This window comes from Paenarthrobacter sp. RAF54_2 (assembly GCF_052113945.1).
GTDB lineage: Bacteria > Actinomycetota > Actinomycetes > Actinomycetales > Micrococcaceae > Arthrobacter.
Genome location: NZ_JBFRDV010000005.1, coordinates 168,440 through 188,025 on the forward strand (window position 1 = coordinate 168,440; position 19,586 = coordinate 188,025).

Below are 19,586 nucleotides of genomic sequence, written 5' to 3' on the forward strand. Positions count from 1 at the left end.
TTGGGCTAGCGCTGCGGGATGAGGGTCTTCGAGAACAGCACAGCCCCATTGGCGTTGCGGAGGCTTACGGTGAAGGTGCTGTCGGCGGCAAGATCCACGTGCCCGAAATATTGGTTCTCGCCATCGCGTGGAGATTCGCCCGGGAAGCGACCAGCCTTGGCGAACACCACTTCCGGCCCAAAAGTTCCATCCATGTCGTTGGGTCCGAACGAGCCAGCGTTGATGGGGCCAGCCACGAACTCCCAGAAGGGATCGAAATCGGTGAAAGACGCTCGTTCGGGGGAGTAGTGATGGGCTGCGCAGTAGTGCACGTCCGCCGTCAGCCACACAGTGTTCTTGACGCCGTCCCGCTTGAAAGCGCTCAGCACGCCGGCGATTTCCAGTTCGCGTCCCAGCGGAGCACCGTTATCCCGGTTGGAGAGGCTCTCTTGGTTCACCGGACCATCGGGCACGATGATGCCCAGCGGCAGGTCAGCTGCGATCACCTTCCACGTTGCCTTTGACTGGCGTACTTCCTTGATCAGCCAATCCACCTGCTCCTGGCCGAGGATGTTGGTGGCGTACGGTTCTTTGCCGTCGGTGTTGGGGGACTTGTAGGTCCTCATGTCCAGGCAGAAGATGTCCAGCTGCGGGCCGCGCGAAATCTTCCGGTAGATGCGCGCAGGTTGGTACTGGCCGGCGTCGAACGTTCCCGGGCGCCATAACGCCGCGGAGTCTGCGATCGGCATGTTCTCCTGCCAGGCCTGCCGGCCGCGGGCGGCCAGGACATTCACGTTGCGTTCCGTGTAGCGGTCATCGTCCAGGATCTGGCCGGGGTACCAGTTGTTGTGTGTCTCGTGGTCATCCCATTGGGCTATCACAGGGACCTCGGCGAACATGGCCCGCATGTTGGCGTCCAGCGAGTTGTAGCGGTGCCGTCCCCGGTATTCCTTAAGGGTTTCGGCAACCTTGGAGACTTCCTCAGTTACGATATTCCGCCATACCTGACCGTCCTTCTCGGTGACCGTGGTGGCGATGGGGCCGTCGGCGTAGATGGTGTCCCCCGAGTGGATAAAGAAGTCCGGGCGCGTTGCGTGCATTGCTTTGTAGCCCCGCATGCCGCCGATTTCCTCATTGATGCCCCAGCCCTGCCCGGCGGTGTCGCCGGTCCACACAAAGGACTGCGAGGACGACGACGGCTTGCGGCCTTCGCGCTCGTCTTCAGGGCCGCCGTTCCCGGCACCGTTGTTTACCGATGAGCCGGGGGCTGTGGTGAACGTCCCCATGACTGCCTCGCCGAGTCCGTTCTCGTCCTCGAAGTTAAGTTCAAGGGCGAAGCGGGTTCCCGCAGGAAGTCCTTTGGCGTGGATCTTGGCGGTGAAGTCGCTGGCTTCGGTAGCGAGGGGGCCTTGGATGGTGCGGCTGAATCCGTAGCGTCCGCGAAGAACTTCGCCTGCGCTATCCACTGCTTGCAGCCTGGCGCTCAATCGGCCCTGGCCCGAGGCGCGTGACCAGAGGACAGCGGAATCGGTGGTGACATCCCCAGTGGCGATTCCCGTGGGGAGCGTGAGGCGTTTGCGGATCAGGGGGATGGCTGCGGGAGCAGGTGCGGCGGTACCGGTTGCGAGGCCAGCCAAAGCCAAGCCGGTTAAGGATGTTTTGACGAGGGCGCGGCGTGAGAGATCAGTCATGGTTCCACTGTTTCGGGCCGCCGTGAACAGCGGGTAAGCCTGGGGTGAAGGATTCTGCTGGATCATTCCGAGTGGCACGCAACCCGAGCCGGGTCCCTGCCCGGACTGTCACTGCTCATCGCTCGAATGATCCAGCAGGATGTGAGCGGCCGCCCCAGGTCACCTCCAACCACAGCCGAACGCTTGACTGAAAACGCCCGCTCCGCATATTCTGAACGAACGGTCGGTAATTTATTAGGAGCAACCATGGCATCGCAGAATCTGCAATCAGTGCCCGCTGAGCTGTCCCCGGAAGAGCAGGAGCGGGAGGCAGCCGGGAAAGCGTACTTTGATCGCATCATCTCGGAAGACTCGCGCATCGAACCGCGCGACTGGATGCCGGAGGCTTACCGCAAGACTTTGCTGCGTCAGATCTCGCAGCACGCGCACTCGGAAATCATCGGCATGCAGCCGGAAGCCAACTGGATCACCCGCGCTCCGAGCCTGAAGCGCAAGTCCATCCTCATGGCCAAGGTCCAGGACGAGGCAGGCCACGGCCTGTATCTCTACTCGGCAGCTGAGACCCTGGGGCAGACCCGGGACAAGATGATGGAAGACCTCATTGCCGGCAAAGCCCGGTACTCGTCGATCTTCAACTACCCGGCGATTTCCTGGGCGGACATGGGAGCCATCGGTTGGCTTGTGGATGGCGCCGCCATTTGCAACCAGGTGCCCCTGTGCCGCGCCTCCTACGGTCCTTACGGCCGCGCAATGGTGCGCATCTGCAAGGAAGAGTCCTTCCACCAGCGCCAGGGTTTCGAGATCCTGCTGGAACTTTCCAACGGCACGCCTGCGCAGAAGCAGATGGCCCAGGAAGCAGTGAACCGGTGGTACGCGCCGTCGCTGATGATGTTTGGCCCGCCGGATGATGACTCACCCAACTCCAAGCAGTCCATGGCCTGGAACATCAAGCGGTTCAGCAACGATGAACTGCGCAGCCGGTTCGTCGGCATGATGGTGGAGCAGGTCAAGGTCCTCGGCCTGACCCTGCCTGACAAGGACATCCGTTTCAACGAAGAAACCAAGAAGTGGGAGCACGGACCCCTGGACTGGAACGAGTTCAAGGAAGTCCTGGCCGGCCGCGGCCCCTGCAACTCGCAGCGCGTCGAGCGCCGCCGCGAGGCACACGAAAACGGTGCCTGGGTTCGCGAAGCAGCCGTTGCCTACGCCCGCAAGCAAGCAGAGAAAGTGAACGCAGCATAATGGCTCCCCACGGTAACCCGGAAGAACCGGCAAGCTCGGCCAGCGAGATCAAGCGCGAGGCGCCCAAAGTCGCAGCCGCTACTGAACAGCACCACGAGACCCCCTGGTCCCTCTGGGAAGTCTTCGTGCGCTCCAGTCGTGGACTGTCCCACGTGCACGCCGGATCTTTGCACGCTCCTGATGCCGCCATGGCCCTCAGGAATGCCCGCGATCTTTACACCCGCCGCAACGAAGGCGTCTCCATCTGGGTTGTCCCCGCCGAGGCAATCACCTCCAGCGATCCCGATTCCAAGGGTGCCTTCTTCGAATCGCCGCAAGGCAAGGACTACCGCCACGCAACGTATTACACCAAGAGCGAAGGCGTGAAGCACCTGTGATGACTGATAAAGACACTGACTTCGCTATTGAAGGCCACGGCGATATCTCCGTGGGCGTCCACGGAGCGGGAGCCTCCGGCGACGGTTCAGCCAGCGCCACCCGCATCACGCCGGGCAACGCCCTCCGTCCGGAGGACATCGCCCTTGAAGTACGGCGTGGACAGGTCAAGCCGAGCGAGGACGTTGCCGAGTTTGCCCTGAGGATCGGCGACGACGGACTGATCCTCGCCCAGCGCCTGGGCCACTGGATTTCCCGTGCTCCTGAGCTCGAGGAAGACATCGCACTCGGCAACATTGCGCTGGACCAGTTGGGCCACGCGCGCTCGTTCCTGACCTACGCCGGTGCCGCGTGGGACAAGTCCGAGGACGATCTGGCGTACTTCCGCCGCGAACACGAATTCCGTTCTGCACACCTTTTCGAGCAGCCCAACGGGGACTTCGCGGTGACCATCGCCCGCCAGTTCATCGTCAGCTACTACCAGTACGAGCTCTACACGCGGCTCATGGACTCCACTGATCCCACCCTCGCAGCCATCTCCGCCAAAGCCGTGAAGGAAGTGGATTACCACCGCGACCACAGCGCCCAGTGGGTGCTGCGCCTGGCTGGCGGAACGGACGAATCCCGCGCCCGCATCATCCAGGGCTTCAAGCTCGTATGGCCCTATGTGGACGAACTCTTCGAGGACGATGAGCTCACTACACGCCTGGCCGAGGCTGGCGTGACTGTTCAGCCCTCTAGCCTGCGAGCTGAATTCGATCGGCTCACCGGCGAGATCATGGCCGAAGCCGAACTGGACATCCCCGCCGTCCCGCAAGCACTCGGTGGCGGCCGTCGTGGCAAGCACTCCGAGTTCCTGGGTTACATCCTCGCTGAGATGCAGGTCCTGGCCCGCGAACACCCCGGCGCGAGCTGGTGACCACCATGACGAGCCTGTCAGGGACGCAGATGCGGACACAAGAGCAGCGGGCCTGGGACATCGCGTCCACGGTCTGCGATCCTGAGATCCCGGTCCTCACCATCGAGGACCTCGGCATTCTCCGCGGCGTCCAGGTCGTCGAGGCCACGGAGGCGCAGCAGCCCACGGACAAAGCGGACGACGGCGGCACCTCACGTACCGCCGTCGAGGTCACCATCACGCCCACGTACTCGGGCTGCCCGGCGATGGACGCGATTGCTGACGATGTGCGGAGGGCCTTCGAAAAGGAGGGCTACGCGAGTGTGCACGTCAACCTGGTGCTCTCCCCGGCCTGGACCACGGACTGGATGACGGAGTCCGGCAAGGCCAAGCTGCAGGAGTACGGGATCGCCCCTCCAAGTGGCCATTCAAAAGCCGGGGGCCACTCCGGTCCCGTTCGTTTGAACCTGGCTGTGAAATGCCCGCAGTGTTCGTCGTTGAACACCAAGGAGCTCACCCGCTTTGGTTCCACGTCCTGCAAGGCGTTGTTCGTCTGCCAGGACTGCAAGGAACCGTTCGACTACTTCAAAGTCCTCTAAGGAATTCCATGACCACCGAAACCCAGACGGCCAGCCGCCGTCGTGCGTCTTTCCATTCCCTGACCGTCTCGGAAGTCCGGCGCCTTACGGACGACGCAATCGAGGTGACGTTCGCTGTTCCTGCCGAGCTGGCTGGTCAGTATGACTATCTCCCAGGCCAGTACGTCGCGTTGCGCACCACGCTGCCGGACGAGAATGGTGAGCAGCACGAGGTCCGCCGCAGCTACTCGATCTGTGCAGAGCCGCGCAGTTTCGCGGATGGCAGCAGCGAGATCCGGGTGGCCATCAAAAAGGACCTGGGCGGCACTTTCTCCACCTGGGCCAACGCGGAGTTGAAGGCCGGCGACGTCCTGGACGTGATGAGCCCGCAGGGTGCTTTCATTTCGCGGCACGGCAAGGACGGCTCGGCGGTCCAGCACAATGTCATGAACTCCATGAACCACCCCGAGGAGTTGGCGGGGGAGCCCGGGAACTTCGTTGCGATCGCTGCAGGCTCGGGCATCACGCCCGTGATCGCGATTGCCCGGACACTGCTGGCCGCCAACCCTGAGACCACTTTTGACCTGATCTACGCCAACAAAGCCGCCATGGACGTCATGTTCCTGGAGGAACTGGCGGACCTGAAGGACAAGTACCCTTCGCGCCTGGCGCTGCACCACGTGTTGTCCCGCGAGCAGCGGATCGCGCCGCTGATGACCGGCCGCATCGATTCCGAGAAGCTGCAGGCGTTGCTGAGCAGTGCCATCCATTCCGAGGATGTGGACGAGTGGTTCCTGTGTGGGCCGTTCGAGCTGGTCCAACTGTGCCGCGACACACTCGCTGCCCGTGGTGTGAAGCCCGAGCACGTTCGTTTCGAGCTGTTCACCACTGGTCGTCCTGACCGCCCTGAGGGCAATGCCGGCCGTCCCGTTGTGGAGGACGAGTCGAAGGAAACGTACAAGATCACGTTTAAGCTGGACGGCTTGACCGGCGAGGTGGCGAGTCCCACGCATGCTCGCGAGTCCATCCTCAATGCTGCCCTTCGTGTCCGCCCCGATGTTCCGTTCGCGTGTGCGGGCGGGGTCTGCGGCACCTGCCGCGCCAAGCTGGTGACGGGTACGGTGTCCATGGATGAGAACTACGCCCTCGAGCAGGACGAGCTGGATAAGGGCTACGTCCTCACCTGCCAGTCCCACCCCACCAGCGAAGAAGTTACTGTCGACTTCGACGTCTAAGGAGTCCCCCATGATCGAGCTCTCCATTGCCAACGGCATTGCCGAAATTGTCCTCAATGCCCCCGAAAAGCTGAACTCGCTCAACGAGGACGCGCTTGCCGAATTGGACAAGGCGTACTACGACGCCGCTGCCGCCGCCTCGCGCGGTGAGGTGCGGGCGCTGCTGCTTCGCGGAGAGGGGCGAGCCTTCTGCGCCGGCCGCGACATTGCCGGCGTTACCCCCGAAACCGATGACGCGCAGGCGTATCTCGGTGGGCTGGTGGAGCCGCTCCTGAAGAAGATGGCCGCATTCCCTGCACCCACTTTTGCTGCTGCGCACGGTGCCTGCCTGGGTGTCGGTCTCGGACTGCTGTTGGCCACGGACGTGGTGTATGTGGGGGAGAATGCCAAATTTGGTTCACCTTTCGCCAAGCTGGGCGCCACCCTGGATTCCGGCGGGCACTGGTACTTCACTGAGCGCCTGGGCATGCATCGCACACTGGACCTGATCTACACAGCCGATCTGATCTCTGGCTCCGAGGCCGTTGAACGGGGAATGTTCAGCCGTGCGATGCCCGATGATGCGTTGCTTGCCATGACGCGAGCGATCGTCGAGAGGGTGGCTACCGGAGCCACTGAGGCTTTCAAGGCCTCCAAGGAACTTGTGGCCCACATCCGTGATCAGCGCCTGGGCCTCTGGGCATCAATGGCCGAGGAAAACACTGAGCAGGCCCGCCTCTGCAAGACCGAGGATTACGCCGAGGGCTTCCGGGCTTTCCAGGAGAAGCGGGCGCCGGTTTTCAAGGGGTGATCCCGAGCCTCTGTCATTGGACCAAATCCAGGACAGCGCGGACGATGCTGTCGATGTCGATCCCGTGGTAGCGGTAGACGTCCTCGAGGCCGCCAGCCTGGCCGAAAGTGTCTACGCCGAGGTTGCGGCTTTTGACTTGATGCACACCGGCGAGGAACGCGAGTGTGTGGGGGTGGCCGTCGAGCACGGTGACCATGGGGACGGCGCGCCCTGAAGGCAGGATTTGGTCCAGGATCCAGGACGGTGCGTCCGGGTTCTGCCCATTGCGGCCTTGCAGGGCGTCGTAGAGCAGGCCGGGGCTCGTGACGCATATGACGTCCACGGGGGTGCCTTGGGCGGCGAGTCGCTCGGAGGCCACAACCGCTTCCGGGACCATGGCGCCCATGGCGACGATTGTCGCGCACGGTGTCGCCGCCGCGCGGAGCATGTAGCCGCCCGCGACCACTTGGCGACGGCGACGCTCACGCGCGGCTGGATCTTCCGGGACGGCAGCCAGTTGTTGGTCGATGGGTTTTGTGGAGAGCCGCAGGTAGGCGGATTTGCCGCCCGGTCTCCCGAGTTGGGACATGGAGGCGAGCAGCGTCCACTCGACGTCGATGGCGAAGGCTGGTTCGTAGCTGGTGCAGCCGGGCTGTTCCATGCCGATGGACGGCGTCTTGATGGACTGGTGCGCACCGCCTTCGGGAGCAAGCGTGACGCCCGACGGCGTACCTACCAGGATTGACTGACCGCCGGCGTAGATGCCGTAGGACCATGGTTCCAAGGCTCGCTCGACGAAAGGGTCATAGAGCACGCCGATCGGGAACAGCGGCTGGCCCCAGCGGCTCCAGGTTGCGCCAAGCTCGCCGAGGAGGCTGACAAGGTTTACCTCGGCGATGCCAAGTTCGATGTGCTGCCCGGTAGGTTTTTCCCGCCAGTGCATGACGGTCTCGGTGTCGTCGCTGAACCAGTCAGGGCGCTCTTCCACTGACCATACGCCCACCTTGTTCAGCCAGCCGGCAAGGTTGGTGCTGGAACTTACATCCGGGCTGACAGTCACCAATCGACGGGCGACGGCGGGCGCCGCACGGGTGACGTCCAGCAAAGTGCGGCCCAGGGCTGCCTGTGTGGTGGCTGTTCCCGAGGGAGTTCTGCCGAAATCTGCCGGTACTGCGGGCGGGGCAACCGCGGGTTCAACCGTGCGCCGCAGGGTTTCCGCTGTGGTCCGTACCAGCTGCCCCTCAGTGGTTACGGGATCGAACCGCGCCCATGGTGAGTCGGGGTCTTCGCCCATTGTGTCTGCGAGTTGGCGGTATTGATCGACGGTAAGCAGCGAGGAGTGGTTTTGCGGATGGCCCTCGGTGGGCAGTCCGTTGCCCTTGACGGTGTAGGCGATGATGACCGTGGGACGGGTGTCATCGATCCGGGAGTAGGCCTCGCGCAACGCGGCGAGGTCGTGCCCGCCCAGGTTCCTGATGGCCTGGGTCAGGGTCTGGTCCTCGACGCCGGCAATAAGTTCCGCGATTGCCGCACCCACTGCGCCCTCACCAGGGAGCCTCCGGCGCAGCTCTTCGGCGGAGCAACGCAGTAGCCGTTGGTACTCGGGATTGGACATCTCAACAATGCGCTTCCGGAGCGCGTCGCCTCCTGTCCTGTCCATGAGGCTTTCCAAGAGGTGACCGAAGCGCACGGTGATGACCTGCCAGCCAGCGGCCTCGAAAAGACGCTCGATCTTGCCAGCAGCAATGTTTGGAACCACCCGGTCAAGGGACTGCCTGTTCAGGTCAACGATCCAGACGATCTCACCAAGATCAGCAACGTTCGAGTCCAGCACGGCCTCCCAGATGGCACCCTCATCCAGTTCGGCGTCGCCAACGAGCGAGTACTGGCGTCCACGGTTCGATGTGCCGCTCACGGTCTCGATGTATCGCCGCGAAATGGCACCCCAGATCGGCGCGGTGGCCCCGATGCCGACGGAGCCCGTGGAGTAGTCAACGGGATCCGGGTCCTTGGCACGGCTGGGGTAGCTCTGCAGTCCGCCGAACTCGCGCAGYGTTGTGAGGTACTTTTCATCCAAGCTGCCCAGCAGATAGTTGATGCTGTGGAGCACCGGCGAGGCGTGGGGCTTCACCGAGACGCGGTCCTCGGCGCGAAGCTGCCCGAACCAGAGCGAGGTCATTATCGTGGCAATGGAGGCACTCGAGGCCTGGTGTCCGCCCACCTTGATGCCGGATGGGTTCGGGCGCACGTTGTTTGCGTGGTGGATTATGGATGTCGCAAGCCACAGAACGCGGCGTTCTATAGCGGCAAGTGCGTCCAGTTGGGGGTCTTCGAAGGTCGGGGCGGTCTTCGGCGCCAGGTCATGGCTGACTGGGGTCAGGTTCATTGCGTGCCTTAAGGGGAGTGTTGGTTGGTCAGTGTTGGTTGGCTACTGTGTGATCAGTAGTCCGCGCTTGAGCACTCCAAGCGGCGTTGCGAGGGTGCTGATGTCCTGCAGGGGGTCCGCTGCCGTGACGATGAGGTCAGCCCACAGGCCGGGCCGGACGCGACCCACTTGCGACTCCAACCCGAGCATGTCGGCGGCTTCACACGTGGCAGACTTCAGTGCATGCTGTGCTGCCAGTCCGGCGTCGACATAGCGTTCCAACTCGCTGGCAATGAGATCAAAGGTGACGTGCGCAGGTCCTGCGTCCGTCCCTGCCACGATCGAAACACCGGAATGGAGGAACTCGGTCACGTTGGTAAACCGCGATTCCAACCGCGCCACCACATTGCGGTCCTGCGGATTGGACAGCACTTGGTGGCCCTCTCGCAACTGCCGGGAAACGATGTCCGCTGAAATGACAGTGGGCACAACGTGGATCCCGGCATCGGCCGCCCTGCGCAATAGCTCGCGATCGGGGGCACACTGCTCATCCGGCCCCAGCATGGAGGCGTGTTCCAACGAGTGCACGCCTGCCTCGATGCACGCGGCCATCGAGGAACTGGCATGGGCATGGGCTGCAGTCCTCATGCCGTAGGAGCCGGCGATGACCACGGCTTCACGGAGCAGCGTGGGGTCGAATTCAAAGACGCTCGGACTGGTTCCGGGAGTGAAGCCGCCGCCGCTGGCCATGACCTTGATCCACGTGGCGCCGGCCGCGTGCTGTTCGGCGATGATGGTCTCGATGTCCTCACGGGTTCGTACCTCTCCGCCCATGTCGTGACCGTGCCCGCCCACTCGGCAGATTGGCGCACCGCAATGAACCACCGTGGCGACGTCCGACACCATACCGAGAGCTGCCCTCATGGGGGCCAGCAGGTGCCGGGGTGTCCCGCAGTCACGCACGGTGGTCGTCCCGGCACGAAGCGCAATCCGCGCATTCGCCACAACCTGCGCAATGATCTCTTCATCGCTGCTGCCCTGATAGGTTCCCTTCGGGTCATCACCACCATCGAAGGCCAGGTGAACATGGGCATCCATCAACCCGGGAGCCACAAACCTGCCCTTAAGATCCAGGACGCTGCCCGTGCCCGGCTCACTGCCGGCAGGAGTAATACGGGAGATCTGCCCCGCCTGGAGCCACACATCGCTCAGGGAACCAGACGTACCCGACTCGGGATCAACAACACGCGCATTGAGCAGCACGGTGACGTCGTCACCTGTCCGGGCGGCCCGGCTGACGCTGTACGGCAGGGGACGGTCCCTCACGTCAAAGGTGATGGTCATGTCAGTTTGCTCCTTGTGCTTACGTGCATCGAGTAGGTTTCGTCCAGCAATTCCCTGAGGGCGTCAGCGGCGAGGAATACGTCTCCCGTGTCAACATCGAGGTGGGTGACGGCACGAATCGTGGATGGGCCAAAAGAGCCCATTCGGACCCCGCTCTTCTGAAGCAGGCGGTCCACCAGCACAGCAGCCGTGACGGGGAAGTCGACCAGGTCGAAGAGGACAATATTTGTCTGAACGGTTAGCGGGTCGATCGAAATCTGAGGATGGACGGCAAGCAGCTCGGCCAGCAGGCGGGCATTCGCATGGTCATCTGCCAGCCTGTCCACGTTGTTGCGGAGGGCAAATGTACCCGCTGCTGCCACAATGCCTGATTGACGCATGGAACCACCCCACCGTTGCTTGAGCCGCCACGCCTCATTGATGAAATCAGCGTCGCCGGCCAGCACTGCTCCTACGGGAGCGCCCAGGCCTTTGCTGAGGTCCAGCCAGACTGAGTCAAACGGGGCAGAAAACTCGTGGGCGGATACGCCGGTGGACACCACCGCATTGAGCAGACGGGCGCCATCCATGTGGGTTTTGATCCGATGAGCCCGCGCCACCTTCGTCACTGATGTGATGCCCTCCAGCGACCAGCACGTGCCACCTCCGAGGTTTGATGGCTGTTCAATGGAGAGCACCGCATTCCGGGCCGATGACCTTCCCTCCGGGCGGAGCGCCGCTTCAAGCTGGGCAACAGAGAAGACGCCACGATCTGCCTTGATGGGCCTGTACATAGCTCCGGCCAAGGCGGGCGCCCCGGTTTCCTCATGGCGCAGCGAATGGGCGCTGTCATCAACAAGAATCGCATCGCCGGGCCGGCAGTGCAGTGCATAGGCAATCTGGTTGCACATCGTTCCTGATGGCAGGAAAACCGCTTCCTCCTTGCCCAGAAGCTCCCGCGTCAGGGCAATCAGTTCGTTGGTGGAGGGGTCTTCACCCTTTTGTTCATCCCCAACCTCGGCGTTTGCCATGGCCTGCCGCATGGCCTCCGTTGGCCGGGTAATAGTGTCGCTGAACAGATCGATCCTGATGGGGTGGCTGGACCCGACCGGAATCAATGTTCGGCCTTGGGTGCCGTAGCAGTCCGGGGTTGGAACAACTTGTAACCGTCCCGTGGAATGCCCACACGTACATGGGAGGAATCCGTGCGCTCGCGGGTTTCGACCACCAGGGCCTGCTCGCCGACGCCCACCGTGTAGCGGAAGTGATGGCCATGATAGGACCGCTCAAGGACGGGTCCGTTGACAGTCATCTCGTAGCCGTCAGAGGACGCATCATCAGGCAACAACGCCAGCGCTTCAGGACGAACGGCAACCACGACGCCGTCGGAACTAATTGAGGATGGTACGTGGATCGCTTGGTCCAACCCGTCGATCTTGATCGTCAGGATCCCCTTTGAGCGGCCAATGACTGTCCCCTCCAGCAAGTTGCTGGTGCCAACGAAGTCAGCAACGAAGAGATCGGCGGGATCGTTGTAGATCTGCTCCGGCGTACCAATTTGGCGCACGGCTCCGGCTGACATGACCGCAATCTTGTCGCTCATTGCCAGGGCTTCGTCTTGATCGTGCGTCACGAAAACCGTGGTGACGCCAATCTTGCGTTGTAACTGAAGCAACCAGTCGCGCGTACGTTCGCGCAGTTTGGCATCAAGATTGGAAAACGGCTCGTCCAGGAGCAGCAGTCGCGGAGGGAATGCCAACGCGCGCGCCAGCGCCACTCGTTGCTGCTGGCCACCGGAGAGCTGATGTGGATAGCGGTCTGCCTGATCGGAAAGGTCAACCAGCTCAAGCACTTCGTCCACACGTCGGCGGAGTGCCTCGGACTTGTAGCGTCGGAGCCGCAGCGGATAGCCCACGTTGTCGCGGACCTTCATGTGCGGCCACACGGCATAAGACTGGAAAACAACGCCGCAATCACGGCGTTCCGGCGGCAGGAATGCGGAGGAATCATGGTTGAACAAGGTCTGCTCGCCCACAACGATGCTGCCGCCGTCGGGCTTGAGCAGTCCTGCGATGGACCAGAGCGTTGTGGACTTGCCGCAGCCGCTTGGGCCAAGCAACGTCAGGATCTGCCCGTCGGAAGCGGTCACCGACACGTTGTCCAGGACCGTCAGACGGCCAAACTTCTTGGTGAGATTGGTAATGACCAGATCATGCATGAGGGCGAACTCCAAACAGAATGCGTCCTGCGCCCAGGACAGCTGCGGTGATGACGAGTTGGATGACTCCGAGGGCGGCGACGGTGCCGCCGAGGCCATTTGCTGCAATTTGAAGCATTGCCAGTCCCAAGACCTGGGTTTCGGGGGTCACCAGGAAAACTGCGGCGTCGGCCTCATTGAGCATTGCTACAAACAACAGGACGAATGAGATGCCCATGGCTGGCCTCAGCAGGCTGAGAATGATGGTGCGCATCGCCGTCCACCAGTCCGCCCCGGCCGAGCGTGCGGCGCGATCCAGGTCCGCACCCAGCGCGGCAAGCGATGGATAGAACGCGGCATAGCCCATGGCGAGTGCGCGGACCCCGAAGGCGATTCCGACCGCCCAAAGTGTAGCTCTGAAGGTTCCGGAGCGGTCCAGGATGGCAAACGTCCAGAAGAAGGCCATGCCGGTGATCAAGCCCGGGACGGCCCGGGGATACAGCACGATGTGCTCCAAGGATCCGCGGAACCGAAAGTTGGAACGGTGGGCAACCAAGGCGATGACCGCGATGCAAGCGGTGGCAATGGCGGCGCCAACTGTGGCAATCAACAAGCTGTTGCCGATCGCTCCGGTGTAGAGCGGGTTGGTTAAGATCGCCGAGAAGTTGTCCAGTGTCAGAACGCTGAACGGATTGATCGCCGGCGTCAGAAGGGCGGTGACAGAGGCGAGAACCACCCCGCTGAGCGGCACCAGGGTTGCACAGCCCAGGACAACACCTATGACAGCGGAGAGCAGCCAGCCGAGGGGGCCCAGTTTAACAACGTTCGCCGGTCTGGATGACTTTCCGCCGGTCGTAGTAAAGCGGGCGAGGTCGCCGGCCAGGCGATTGCGCAGCAACAGCAGCAGAGTGACGGCGAGCAACAACATGACGGCGCCAGCGGGCAGAACTCCTCCACCGGCGTCGGCGCTTCCGGTCCACTGCCTGTACAGGTAGGTGGACATCATGTTGATGTTCTTTGAAGTACCAAGGATGAGGGGGATCCCCAGTGTTTCCAGCGCCAACGCGAAGACCAGCAGTCCGGAGTTCAACAATGCCGGACGCAGCAGCGGCAGAGTCACCGAGAGCAAGGCGCGGAGGGGACTGGCGCCAGCGCAGCGTGCGGCTTCCTCGAGCGTCGAATCGCCTGAGGACAGCGTTCCCCGGGCAAAGAGGTAGACCACCGGTGAGCCAAGGACCGTACCCATGACCACCATTCCCGCAACACTGTAGAGGTCAAAGGGAACAGTGAACGGCGAGTATTCTTCCAGCAAATGGGTGGCATATCCGTTCTTTGACCACATCGACTGCCACCCAACGATGAGCACCAGCCCAGGCAGGACCAAGGGCAGGACAATCAGGGCTGAATAGATCCTCCGCAACGGGAGGTCGGTGCGGGCTACCAGCAAGGCCACCGTGGTTCCAACCACAACAGAGCCGATGGTGGCGAAGAGTGCGAACTGCAGGCTGTTGGCGACAGCTGACCACCAGAGTGGATCAGTCGCCAGTTTTTGGAAGTTGTCCAGGGTGGCGCTGCCGTCGCTCTCGTATAGCGGCGTGGACCAGATTGATGACCAGAGGATCGGCACGATCGGGCCGAGGATCAGCAGGACTGCGAGGATCCAGACACCGTAGTGGATGACTTTCTCCGGCAGCCATGCCCTCTTGAGGTTGCCTGTACCGGGCGGCGGTGACGGGGTTTTGGGGTGGGTAAGTGTGGAGCTGCTCATCGCCCGAATGCTTCTTTCCAGCGATTTTTGAAGGCCGGTGCATCGTTCACCAGGGCCTCATCCCACTTGGCAATGTTGATGTTCTCCGCCCCCAATTGCTCTGTGACCTTCGCGAGGTTCACCGGGCAGTCCACCCCGTCCAGGTAGGGTGCGAACCCGCCGGCGCAACCGGCCGTTTGGCCCGCCTTGTCAATCAGGAAATTCACAAACACTTTGGCCGCGTTGGGTGACTTGCCTCCGGTGGTCGCTCCGGCACCGCGGGGCATGAAGGGTGTTCCGTCTGCGAAGAACTTGTAGTTCAGCACCTTCGCGGCAGCGCCTGTGATGAGTGGCCGGGTCGCGCCGGACTGGAAATAGGACATGGTGTACTCGCCCTGCAGGAGTTTGTTGTACATGGGCCCTGCACTGGCTTCGACCTTGGTGTTCTGTCCGAGTTGCTCCAGGACCTTCCATCCGGCCTCTCCCGCCTTGGCTATGTAGGCGTGATTAACCGTGTAGCCAAACTCCGTAGTGCCGTCATACGTGACGATCTTCCCTGAGAGTTTGGGGTCACTGGACATCTTGGCGAGTGCTGCAAGGGAATCGGGTTGTTCGGATTCCGGCAGGAGGGTGGTGTTGATCAGTGCCATGACCGGGTTCAGTTCCATGGCGAAGACCCCGGGGGCGAGTTTCGCGAAGGCCGGCAGCGGCGCGGCGGCGGGTGGTGTGAAGTCCTGGATGTCACCACGCTTCACCAGATCCAGGAAGTTCGCGCCTTGGAGGCTGACGATGACGTCCGCAGTCTTTCCGCCAGTGGCCTTCTCGTTGAGGTACCGCTGGAAGCTTTCGGTTCCACCCAGGCTTATGTAGCTGGTCTTGATATCCGGATACTGATTTTGGAACGCAGTCAGGACCGGCTTCATGGACGCCTCATTCGCCTCGCCGTAAACCAGCAGCGAGCCTTCCTTGACGGCGGCGTCGAGGATTGCCGGATCCATCGCTGCTGCCGTCGGAATGTCCGTCTTAACGGCGTAGGCATTGGGGGCGTCATTCCCGGTGCTGCAGCCAGTCAGGGCTGCGAAGCTGCAAAGTGCAGCAACAGCGACTATTGCACGTCGTTTCATGTGGGACTCCTTTGTCACGGGACGGTGCATTGGTTAGGGACGGTGCATTTGTTAGAGACGGTGCTCTGGGTTACGGGAAGTGTTTCTCTGGGCCCAGCGCCGATTTTCTCTGGGTCTAACACACAGTTGGCGTCCCGTAAGTGAATACGCATCGGCCGCCGGGATGCTCCGGCCGGTGCTCGCATTTGCGGGGAACCATCACGTTTCCCGCTAGGGTGAGGCACTGCTATCTTGCGGCAACTGGCCCATCCGTAAGTGAAGGGCAGTGTTTCGCAGGTTGTTCTTAAACTTTGGCACGCCGGGGGCTATTGCGCAATAAGTGAATCTGACTAATCTTATGAACATGAATAAGTCCTCCACCGCCCCGGAGCGCGGCACCAGGCCGAGGAACCGGCGTGCGCTCATACTTGCTGCGGCGGGTGACCTCTTCGCGCAGAAGGGATACGCGCAAGTCAGCATGACCGATGTGGCTAAGGCCATGGCGGTTCAGCCATCCGCCCTTTACCGACATTTCCCGAGCAAGGGCGAGCTGCTTCGCGAGGCAGTGGTGGCCAGTCTCCAGCCCTTTTTGGATAGCATTACCCAGACTCCCGACGGCGACCTCGAACAGTTGATCACGGCTCTGGGTCGGGCGCTTCTGGAGCACCGGGAAAACGGTGTGCTGTGGGAGCGTGAATCCCGCCATCTCCCCCCTGCCATCCGCTTCGATATTGCCAGCGGCATCAAGTTCGCCATCAGCAGCAAACTGCAGTCCGGCAGTGATGCAGTGCCCACTTCCGAGGCCGACCTGAGGGCTTGGGCCATGTTTGCTGTGATGATCAGCGTTTCGTTGAACCCTAACCGGCTCTCGCGGGTGGATGAAGAATTCGAGTTGGCCACGCTCGCCCGCACAGTACTCGTCATGCCCTTGCCCCCGATTGAAGCGTCGGCGAATCACCGGCGCGCGTCGATTGCCATGCCCCGTAGCCGCCGTGAGGCACTGCTGGCTGCCTCAATCCGACAGTTCGCCGCGTTTGGGTTTGAAGCCGTGAGTCTTGACGACATCGGCGCCGAAGTTGGAGTCGCAGGTCCCAGCATTTACCGCCACTTCGACAGCAAGGCGGAAATGCTTGCCGCAGCACTGCATCGTGCCAAAGAAGTGCGGTGGATGGACATGTGGCGCGCTCTCTCTGAAGCCGCTGATGCGGCTGAGGCACTCCAGCGCACCGTTTCCTCGTACATTTCGTTCTCGTTGGGCAGCCCGGAATTCCTGCAATTGGCCGTGTCCGAACGTCCGCACCTTCCCGAGCGGGACTTGCAGAACTTGATGGAGGCGCAGGGCGACTACGTCACCGATCTGGCCTCCCTGGTGGAGGACGTTTACCCGGGAGCCGATCAAGAGGTGGTCAGGACGCGGGTGAAAGCGGCTCTGCACGTGATCAGCAGCGTTGTCCGCACTCCATTCCTTCGGGACATCCGAGGCATCCAGGAAATTCTCGAACAGATTGCAAGGGGCCTGATGGCACCCACAACCGCATCGATCCATCAAAAATGAGATCTTGCGCACAAAGCATCTCAGTAATAAGATAATTACTACTGAAGTAATCTGCATCACTTCAAAGCTCATTCTGAGACAGGTGCCTTAGGCAGCCCTGATCACCACGGTCCACGCACAGCGGGGCCGACTGTTCGCAAAATTACCTGGAGGCACAATATGAGTGCAGTGGTCGCACAACCATCGGGCGCGAGTTCTCCGAGGAAGGTCGCCTTCGCGAGCCTCATCGGCACGACTATCGAGTGGTACGACTTCTTTATCTACAGCACCGCGGCGGTGCTCGTTTTCAACCAGCTCTTCTTCCCTGGCTTCGACCCCACGACCGGGACCCTACTTGCGTTCTCTACTTTCGCGGCCGGTTTCGTCGCCCGTCCTATTGGGGCCATCGTCTTCGGTCACTTCGGTGACAGGGCGGGCCGAAAGCCAATGATGGTCCTCACCATCCTGATCATGGGCATCGCCACGGTAGCGATCGGACTGTTGCCCACATATGACGCGATAGGCGTGTTCGCCCCCGTTCTACTGGTGGTGCTGCGGCTGACTCAAGGGTTCGCACTCGGCGGCGAGTGGGGTGGCGCCGTGCTGATGGCTACCGAACATTCCCCCAAGGGTCGGCGGGGCTATTTCGGTAGCTGGCCGCAGGCAGGCGTTGCAGTCGGGCTGATCCTGGCCATGACGTTGTACATACCCCTGGAGTCGATGTCCGAAGACCTGTTCATGGCCTGGGGGTGGCGGGTTCCGTTCCTCCTCAGTGCCGTACTGGTTATCACTGGCCTGGTTATCCGTATGAAGGTCGCGGAGAGCCCGGAGTTTAATCGAGTCAAGGCTGACCACGGCGTTGTGCGTCTACCTGTAGTCGAGGTACTCCGGACACACCCCAAACAAGTGTTCCTCGTGGCTGGCGCCAGCCTGGCACCGGGAATCTTCTTCTACCTGATCACCGTGTACAACTTTGTCTACGCGGGGAAGTCAGGCGAGCTGGATTCGACGTCGATGTTGGTCCTGGTGATCGTAACTTCTGCTATTGGCTTCGTGGTTACGCCGCTCGCCGGTGCCCTCTCGGACAAATTCGGCGGCCAACGGGTGTACCTGTGGGGTCTTGCGCTCATCGTCATCGTTGCCTTCCCGCTGTATTTTGCGCTGGACGGGGGCACCTATGGCCTCATCGCCGTGTGCTACTTTGCGGCAACGGTAGCCGTATACATCCCATGGGCTCTGACGCCGGCATACTTCTCCACTGCCTTTGACGCAAAGGTGCGTTATAGCGGACTGTCCTTGGCTACTACGCTCGGCAATCTCTTCGGCAGCGCCATTGCACCCCTTATTGCCGGTGCGTTGTTTGCTGCGACAAATGCGTCTGTCTCAACATCGCTTTACGTCTTCGTCGCCGGAACCGTGTCAATCATTTGCGCTCTTTCGCTTGGACGGGTCATCCAAAACAAGGCATCGCGAGCCCGCAAAGCCAGCGCTGCGACGGGAATTGATGAAGTCGCCACACCTACGTACTCGGAGTGAGTTGACGCAAGCATTCCCCAACAGGAACAGCTCGTCTGGATCAGTCACCGATGACAGAGACGGGCGCAGTATCACACGCCAACAAAGGAAGGAACTACCATGAGCGGCAACGATCAACAGTTCAAGACATTCACGCTGGAACAGGCAACACCCACCATTGGGGCGTATATCCATGGACTGGATCTACGAGAAGAGATCACCCCCGAATGCCGGGAGGAATTACGGGAAGCTTTCCTGGAGTACCAAGTACTGTTTCTCCGCGATCAGCGCATTACCCCGGATGATCAGATCAAATTCGCCAAGGTGTTTGGCGACCCCCAGGAAGTAAGTGCGTTTTTCCCCTCGCTCCCCGAATATCCGCACATTGAGGTGCTGGAGTCACGCGGCCGGGCTGCTGGGACGGACGTCTGGCACTCTGACTTGACCTGGCAGGCAACGCCGAATTCGGCTACTTGCCTCCACGCCCAGCAAATACCCCCATGCGGCGGCGACACGCTCTGGGCGAGTATGACCGCCGCGTATGACGCCCTGCCGGAGAACGTGAAAAGCGTCATTGACGGTCTGGAGGGAGTACACGACTGGGAAAAGGAACTGACCGGCGTTGTCCGCCAGGGTCCCGATGGTGAGGCGCGCTACGAGGAGACCCGCCGTAAGTATCCACCCATGACCCACCCTGTAGTGCGTAAGCATCCCGAAACCGGCCGCAATCTCGTCTACGTCAACGCGTTGTTCACCACCCGGCTCACGGGCATTTCCACCCAGCTGGGGGACGCGCTGAGGAACATGCTCACCGATCTCGCCAGAACGCCGGAATACCAGGTTCGTTTCCGTTGGGAGCCGAACTCCCTGGTGATCTGGGACAACCGATCCACCCAACACTACGCGGTGGGGGACTACCACCCGCACTACAGGCTGATGCACCGGGTCACGCTGAAGGGCGATCGCCCGGCGTAAGGGTTGTTGGAGCCTTGCCGGGTGGCCCTTGTGTGTGGGCCGCCCGGCCCAGGTGATATG

Annotated in this window: 16 protein-coding genes; 9 read left to right on the top strand and 7 right to left on the bottom strand. The window is 61.7% G+C overall.

The annotated features are described in order from the left end of the window. Nucleotides 1-5: 5 nt before the first annotated feature. Nucleotides 6-1,670 (bottom strand): alkaline phosphatase D family protein, encoded by a 1,665-nt coding sequence (locus AB4Y87_RS06210; RefSeq protein WP_442003540.1) that lies wholly within the window; start codon nt 1,668-1,670, stop codon nt 6-8. 246 nt (nt 1,671-1,916) lie between these two features. Here AB4Y87_RS06210 and paaA point away from each other — a divergent pair, with 246 nt between their 5' ends. The 6 genes from paaA to AB4Y87_RS06240 are packed head-to-tail and all read left to right on the top strand — an operon-like array spanning nt 1,917 to nt 6,788. Further along, nucleotides 1,917-2,912: a 1,2-phenylacetyl-CoA epoxidase subunit PaaA gene (gene paaA, locus AB4Y87_RS06215; RefSeq protein WP_442003541.1), complete on the top strand. Its 996-nt coding sequence runs from the start codon at nt 1,917-1,919 to the stop codon at nt 2,910-2,912. After that, a complete protein-coding gene (paaB, locus tag AB4Y87_RS06220) occupies nt 2,912-3,289 on the top strand; it encodes a 1,2-phenylacetyl-CoA epoxidase subunit PaaB (RefSeq protein WP_442003542.1) in 378 nt (125 codons plus the stop codon). The genes paaA and paaB overlap by 1 nt, the downstream gene beginning before the upstream one ends. Beyond that, complete coding sequence (gene paaC, locus AB4Y87_RS06225) at nt 3,289-4,206, top strand: 1,2-phenylacetyl-CoA epoxidase subunit PaaC (protein ID WP_442003543.1); 918 nt, start codon at nt 3,289-3,291, stop codon at nt 4,204-4,206. The genes paaB and paaC overlap by 1 nt, the downstream gene beginning before the upstream one ends. Nucleotides 4,207-4,211: 5 nt before the next feature. Then, the gene (gene paaD / locus AB4Y87_RS06230) at nt 4,212-4,784 is read left to right on the top strand and encodes a 1,2-phenylacetyl-CoA epoxidase subunit PaaD (protein ID WP_442003544.1); all 573 of its coding nucleotides are present in this window, start codon (nt 4,212-4,214) and stop codon (nt 4,782-4,784) included. A gap of 8 nt (nt 4,785-4,792) precedes the next feature. Next, nucleotides 4,793-5,998 (top strand): 1,2-phenylacetyl-CoA epoxidase subunit PaaE, encoded by a 1,206-nt coding sequence (paaE, locus tag AB4Y87_RS06235; RefSeq protein WP_442003545.1) that lies wholly within the window; start codon nt 4,793-4,795, stop codon nt 5,996-5,998. A 10-nt stretch (nt 5,999-6,008) separates the two neighbouring features. Next, nucleotides 6,009-6,788 (top strand): enoyl-CoA hydratase/isomerase family protein, encoded by a 780-nt coding sequence (locus AB4Y87_RS06240; RefSeq protein WP_442003546.1) that lies wholly within the window; start codon nt 6,009-6,011, stop codon nt 6,786-6,788. A gap of 13 nt (nt 6,789-6,801) precedes the next feature. Here AB4Y87_RS06240 and AB4Y87_RS06245 read toward each other — a convergent pair whose 3' ends face one another. Genes AB4Y87_RS06245 through AB4Y87_RS06270 form a run of 6 tightly spaced genes read right to left on the bottom strand, consistent with a single transcriptional unit; the run spans nt 6,802 to nt 15,523 of the window. After that, nucleotides 6,802-9,153, bottom strand: coding sequence for a transketolase-like TK C-terminal-containing protein (locus AB4Y87_RS06245; RefSeq protein WP_442003547.1), 2,352 nt, complete (start codon nt 9,151-9,153; stop codon nt 6,802-6,804). Between the two features lie 42 nt (nt 9,154-9,195). Further along, nucleotides 9,196-10,476, bottom strand: a complete 1,281-nt coding sequence (locus AB4Y87_RS06250) for an amidohydrolase family protein (protein ID WP_442003548.1) — start codon at nt 10,474-10,476, stop codon at nt 9,196-9,198. Continuing rightward, nucleotides 10,473-11,573 carry a threonine aldolase family protein gene (locus AB4Y87_RS06255; protein ID WP_442003549.1) on the bottom strand — a complete coding sequence of 367 codons (1,101 nt, stop codon included), beginning with the start codon at nt 11,571-11,573 and terminating at the stop codon, nt 10,473-10,475. The genes AB4Y87_RS06250 and AB4Y87_RS06255 overlap by 4 nt, the downstream gene beginning before the upstream one ends. Further along, nucleotides 11,570-12,673 (bottom strand): ABC transporter ATP-binding protein, encoded by a 1,104-nt coding sequence (locus tag AB4Y87_RS06260; protein ID WP_442003550.1) that lies wholly within the window; start codon nt 12,671-12,673, stop codon nt 11,570-11,572. Before AB4Y87_RS06260 ends, AB4Y87_RS06255 begins: the two co-directional genes overlap by 4 nt. Then, the gene (locus AB4Y87_RS06265) at nt 12,666-14,420 is read right to left on the bottom strand and encodes an ABC transporter permease (RefSeq protein WP_442003551.1); all 1,755 of its coding nucleotides are present in this window, start codon (nt 14,418-14,420) and stop codon (nt 12,666-12,668) included. Before AB4Y87_RS06265 ends, AB4Y87_RS06260 begins: the two co-directional genes overlap by 8 nt. Continuing rightward, nucleotides 14,417-15,523, bottom strand: coding sequence for an ABC transporter substrate-binding protein (locus tag AB4Y87_RS06270; RefSeq protein ID WP_442003552.1), 1,107 nt, complete (start codon nt 15,521-15,523; stop codon nt 14,417-14,419). Before AB4Y87_RS06270 ends, AB4Y87_RS06265 begins: the two co-directional genes overlap by 4 nt. Before the next feature lie 343 nt (nt 15,524-15,866). Here AB4Y87_RS06270 and AB4Y87_RS06275 point away from each other — a divergent pair, with 343 nt between their 5' ends. The 3 genes from AB4Y87_RS06275 to AB4Y87_RS06285 all read left to right on the top strand — a co-directional run bounded on the left by AB4Y87_RS06275 (nt 15,867) and on the right by AB4Y87_RS06285 (nt 19,526). Further along, nucleotides 15,867-17,057 (top strand): TetR/AcrR family transcriptional regulator, encoded by a 1,191-nt coding sequence (locus AB4Y87_RS06275; protein WP_442003553.1) that lies wholly within the window; start codon nt 15,867-15,869, stop codon nt 17,055-17,057. A gap of 159 nt (nt 17,058-17,216) precedes the next feature. Continuing rightward, nucleotides 17,217-18,572: an MFS transporter gene (locus AB4Y87_RS06280; RefSeq protein ID WP_442003554.1), complete on the top strand. Its 1,356-nt coding sequence runs from the start codon at nt 17,217-17,219 to the stop codon at nt 18,570-18,572. A 99-nt stretch (nt 18,573-18,671) separates the two neighbouring features. Beyond that, nucleotides 18,672-19,526 (top strand): TauD/TfdA dioxygenase family protein, encoded by an 855-nt coding sequence (locus tag AB4Y87_RS06285; RefSeq protein ID WP_442003555.1) that lies wholly within the window; start codon nt 18,672-18,674, stop codon nt 19,524-19,526. Nucleotides 19,527-19,586 lie beyond the last annotated feature (60 nt).

Coding starts and splice junctions, on each gene's coding strand:
- AB4Y87_RS06210 (WP_442003540.1), bottom strand. CDS start 1,670: ATGACTGATCTCTCACGCCGCGCCCTCGTCAAAACATCCTTAACCGGC.
- paaA (WP_442003541.1), top strand. CDS start 1,917: ATGGCATCGCAGAATCTGCAATCAGTGCCCGCTGAGCTGTCCCCGGAA.
- paaB (WP_442003542.1), top strand. CDS start 2,912: ATGGCTCCCCACGGTAACCCGGAAGAACCGGCAAGCTCGGCCAGCGAG.
- paaC (WP_442003543.1), top strand. CDS start 3,289: ATGACTGATAAAGACACTGACTTCGCTATTGAAGGCCACGGCGATATC.
- paaD (WP_442003544.1), top strand. CDS start 4,212: ATGACGAGCCTGTCAGGGACGCAGATGCGGACACAAGAGCAGCGGGCC.
- paaE (WP_442003545.1), top strand. CDS start 4,793: ATGACCACCGAAACCCAGACGGCCAGCCGCCGTCGTGCGTCTTTCCAT.
- AB4Y87_RS06240 (WP_442003546.1), top strand. CDS start 6,009: ATGATCGAGCTCTCCATTGCCAACGGCATTGCCGAAATTGTCCTCAAT.
- AB4Y87_RS06250 (WP_442003548.1), bottom strand. CDS start 10,476: ATGACCATCACCTTTGACGTGAGGGACCGTCCCCTGCCGTACAGCGTC.
- AB4Y87_RS06260 (WP_442003550.1), bottom strand. CDS start 12,673: ATGCATGATCTGGTCATTACCAATCTCACCAAGAAGTTTGGCCGTCTG.
- AB4Y87_RS06265 (WP_442003551.1), bottom strand. CDS start 14,420: ATGAGCAGCTCCACACTTACCCACCCCAAAACCCCGTCACCGCCGCCC.
- AB4Y87_RS06270 (WP_442003552.1), bottom strand. CDS start 15,523: ATGAAACGACGTGCAATAGTCGCTGTTGCTGCACTTTGCAGCTTCGCA.
- AB4Y87_RS06275 (WP_442003553.1), top strand. CDS start 15,867: ATGAATAAGTCCTCCACCGCCCCGGAGCGCGGCACCAGGCCGAGGAAC.
- AB4Y87_RS06280 (WP_442003554.1), top strand. CDS start 17,217: ATGAGTGCAGTGGTCGCACAACCATCGGGCGCGAGTTCTCCGAGGAAG.
- AB4Y87_RS06285 (WP_442003555.1), top strand. CDS start 18,672: ATGAGCGGCAACGATCAACAGTTCAAGACATTCACGCTGGAACAGGCA.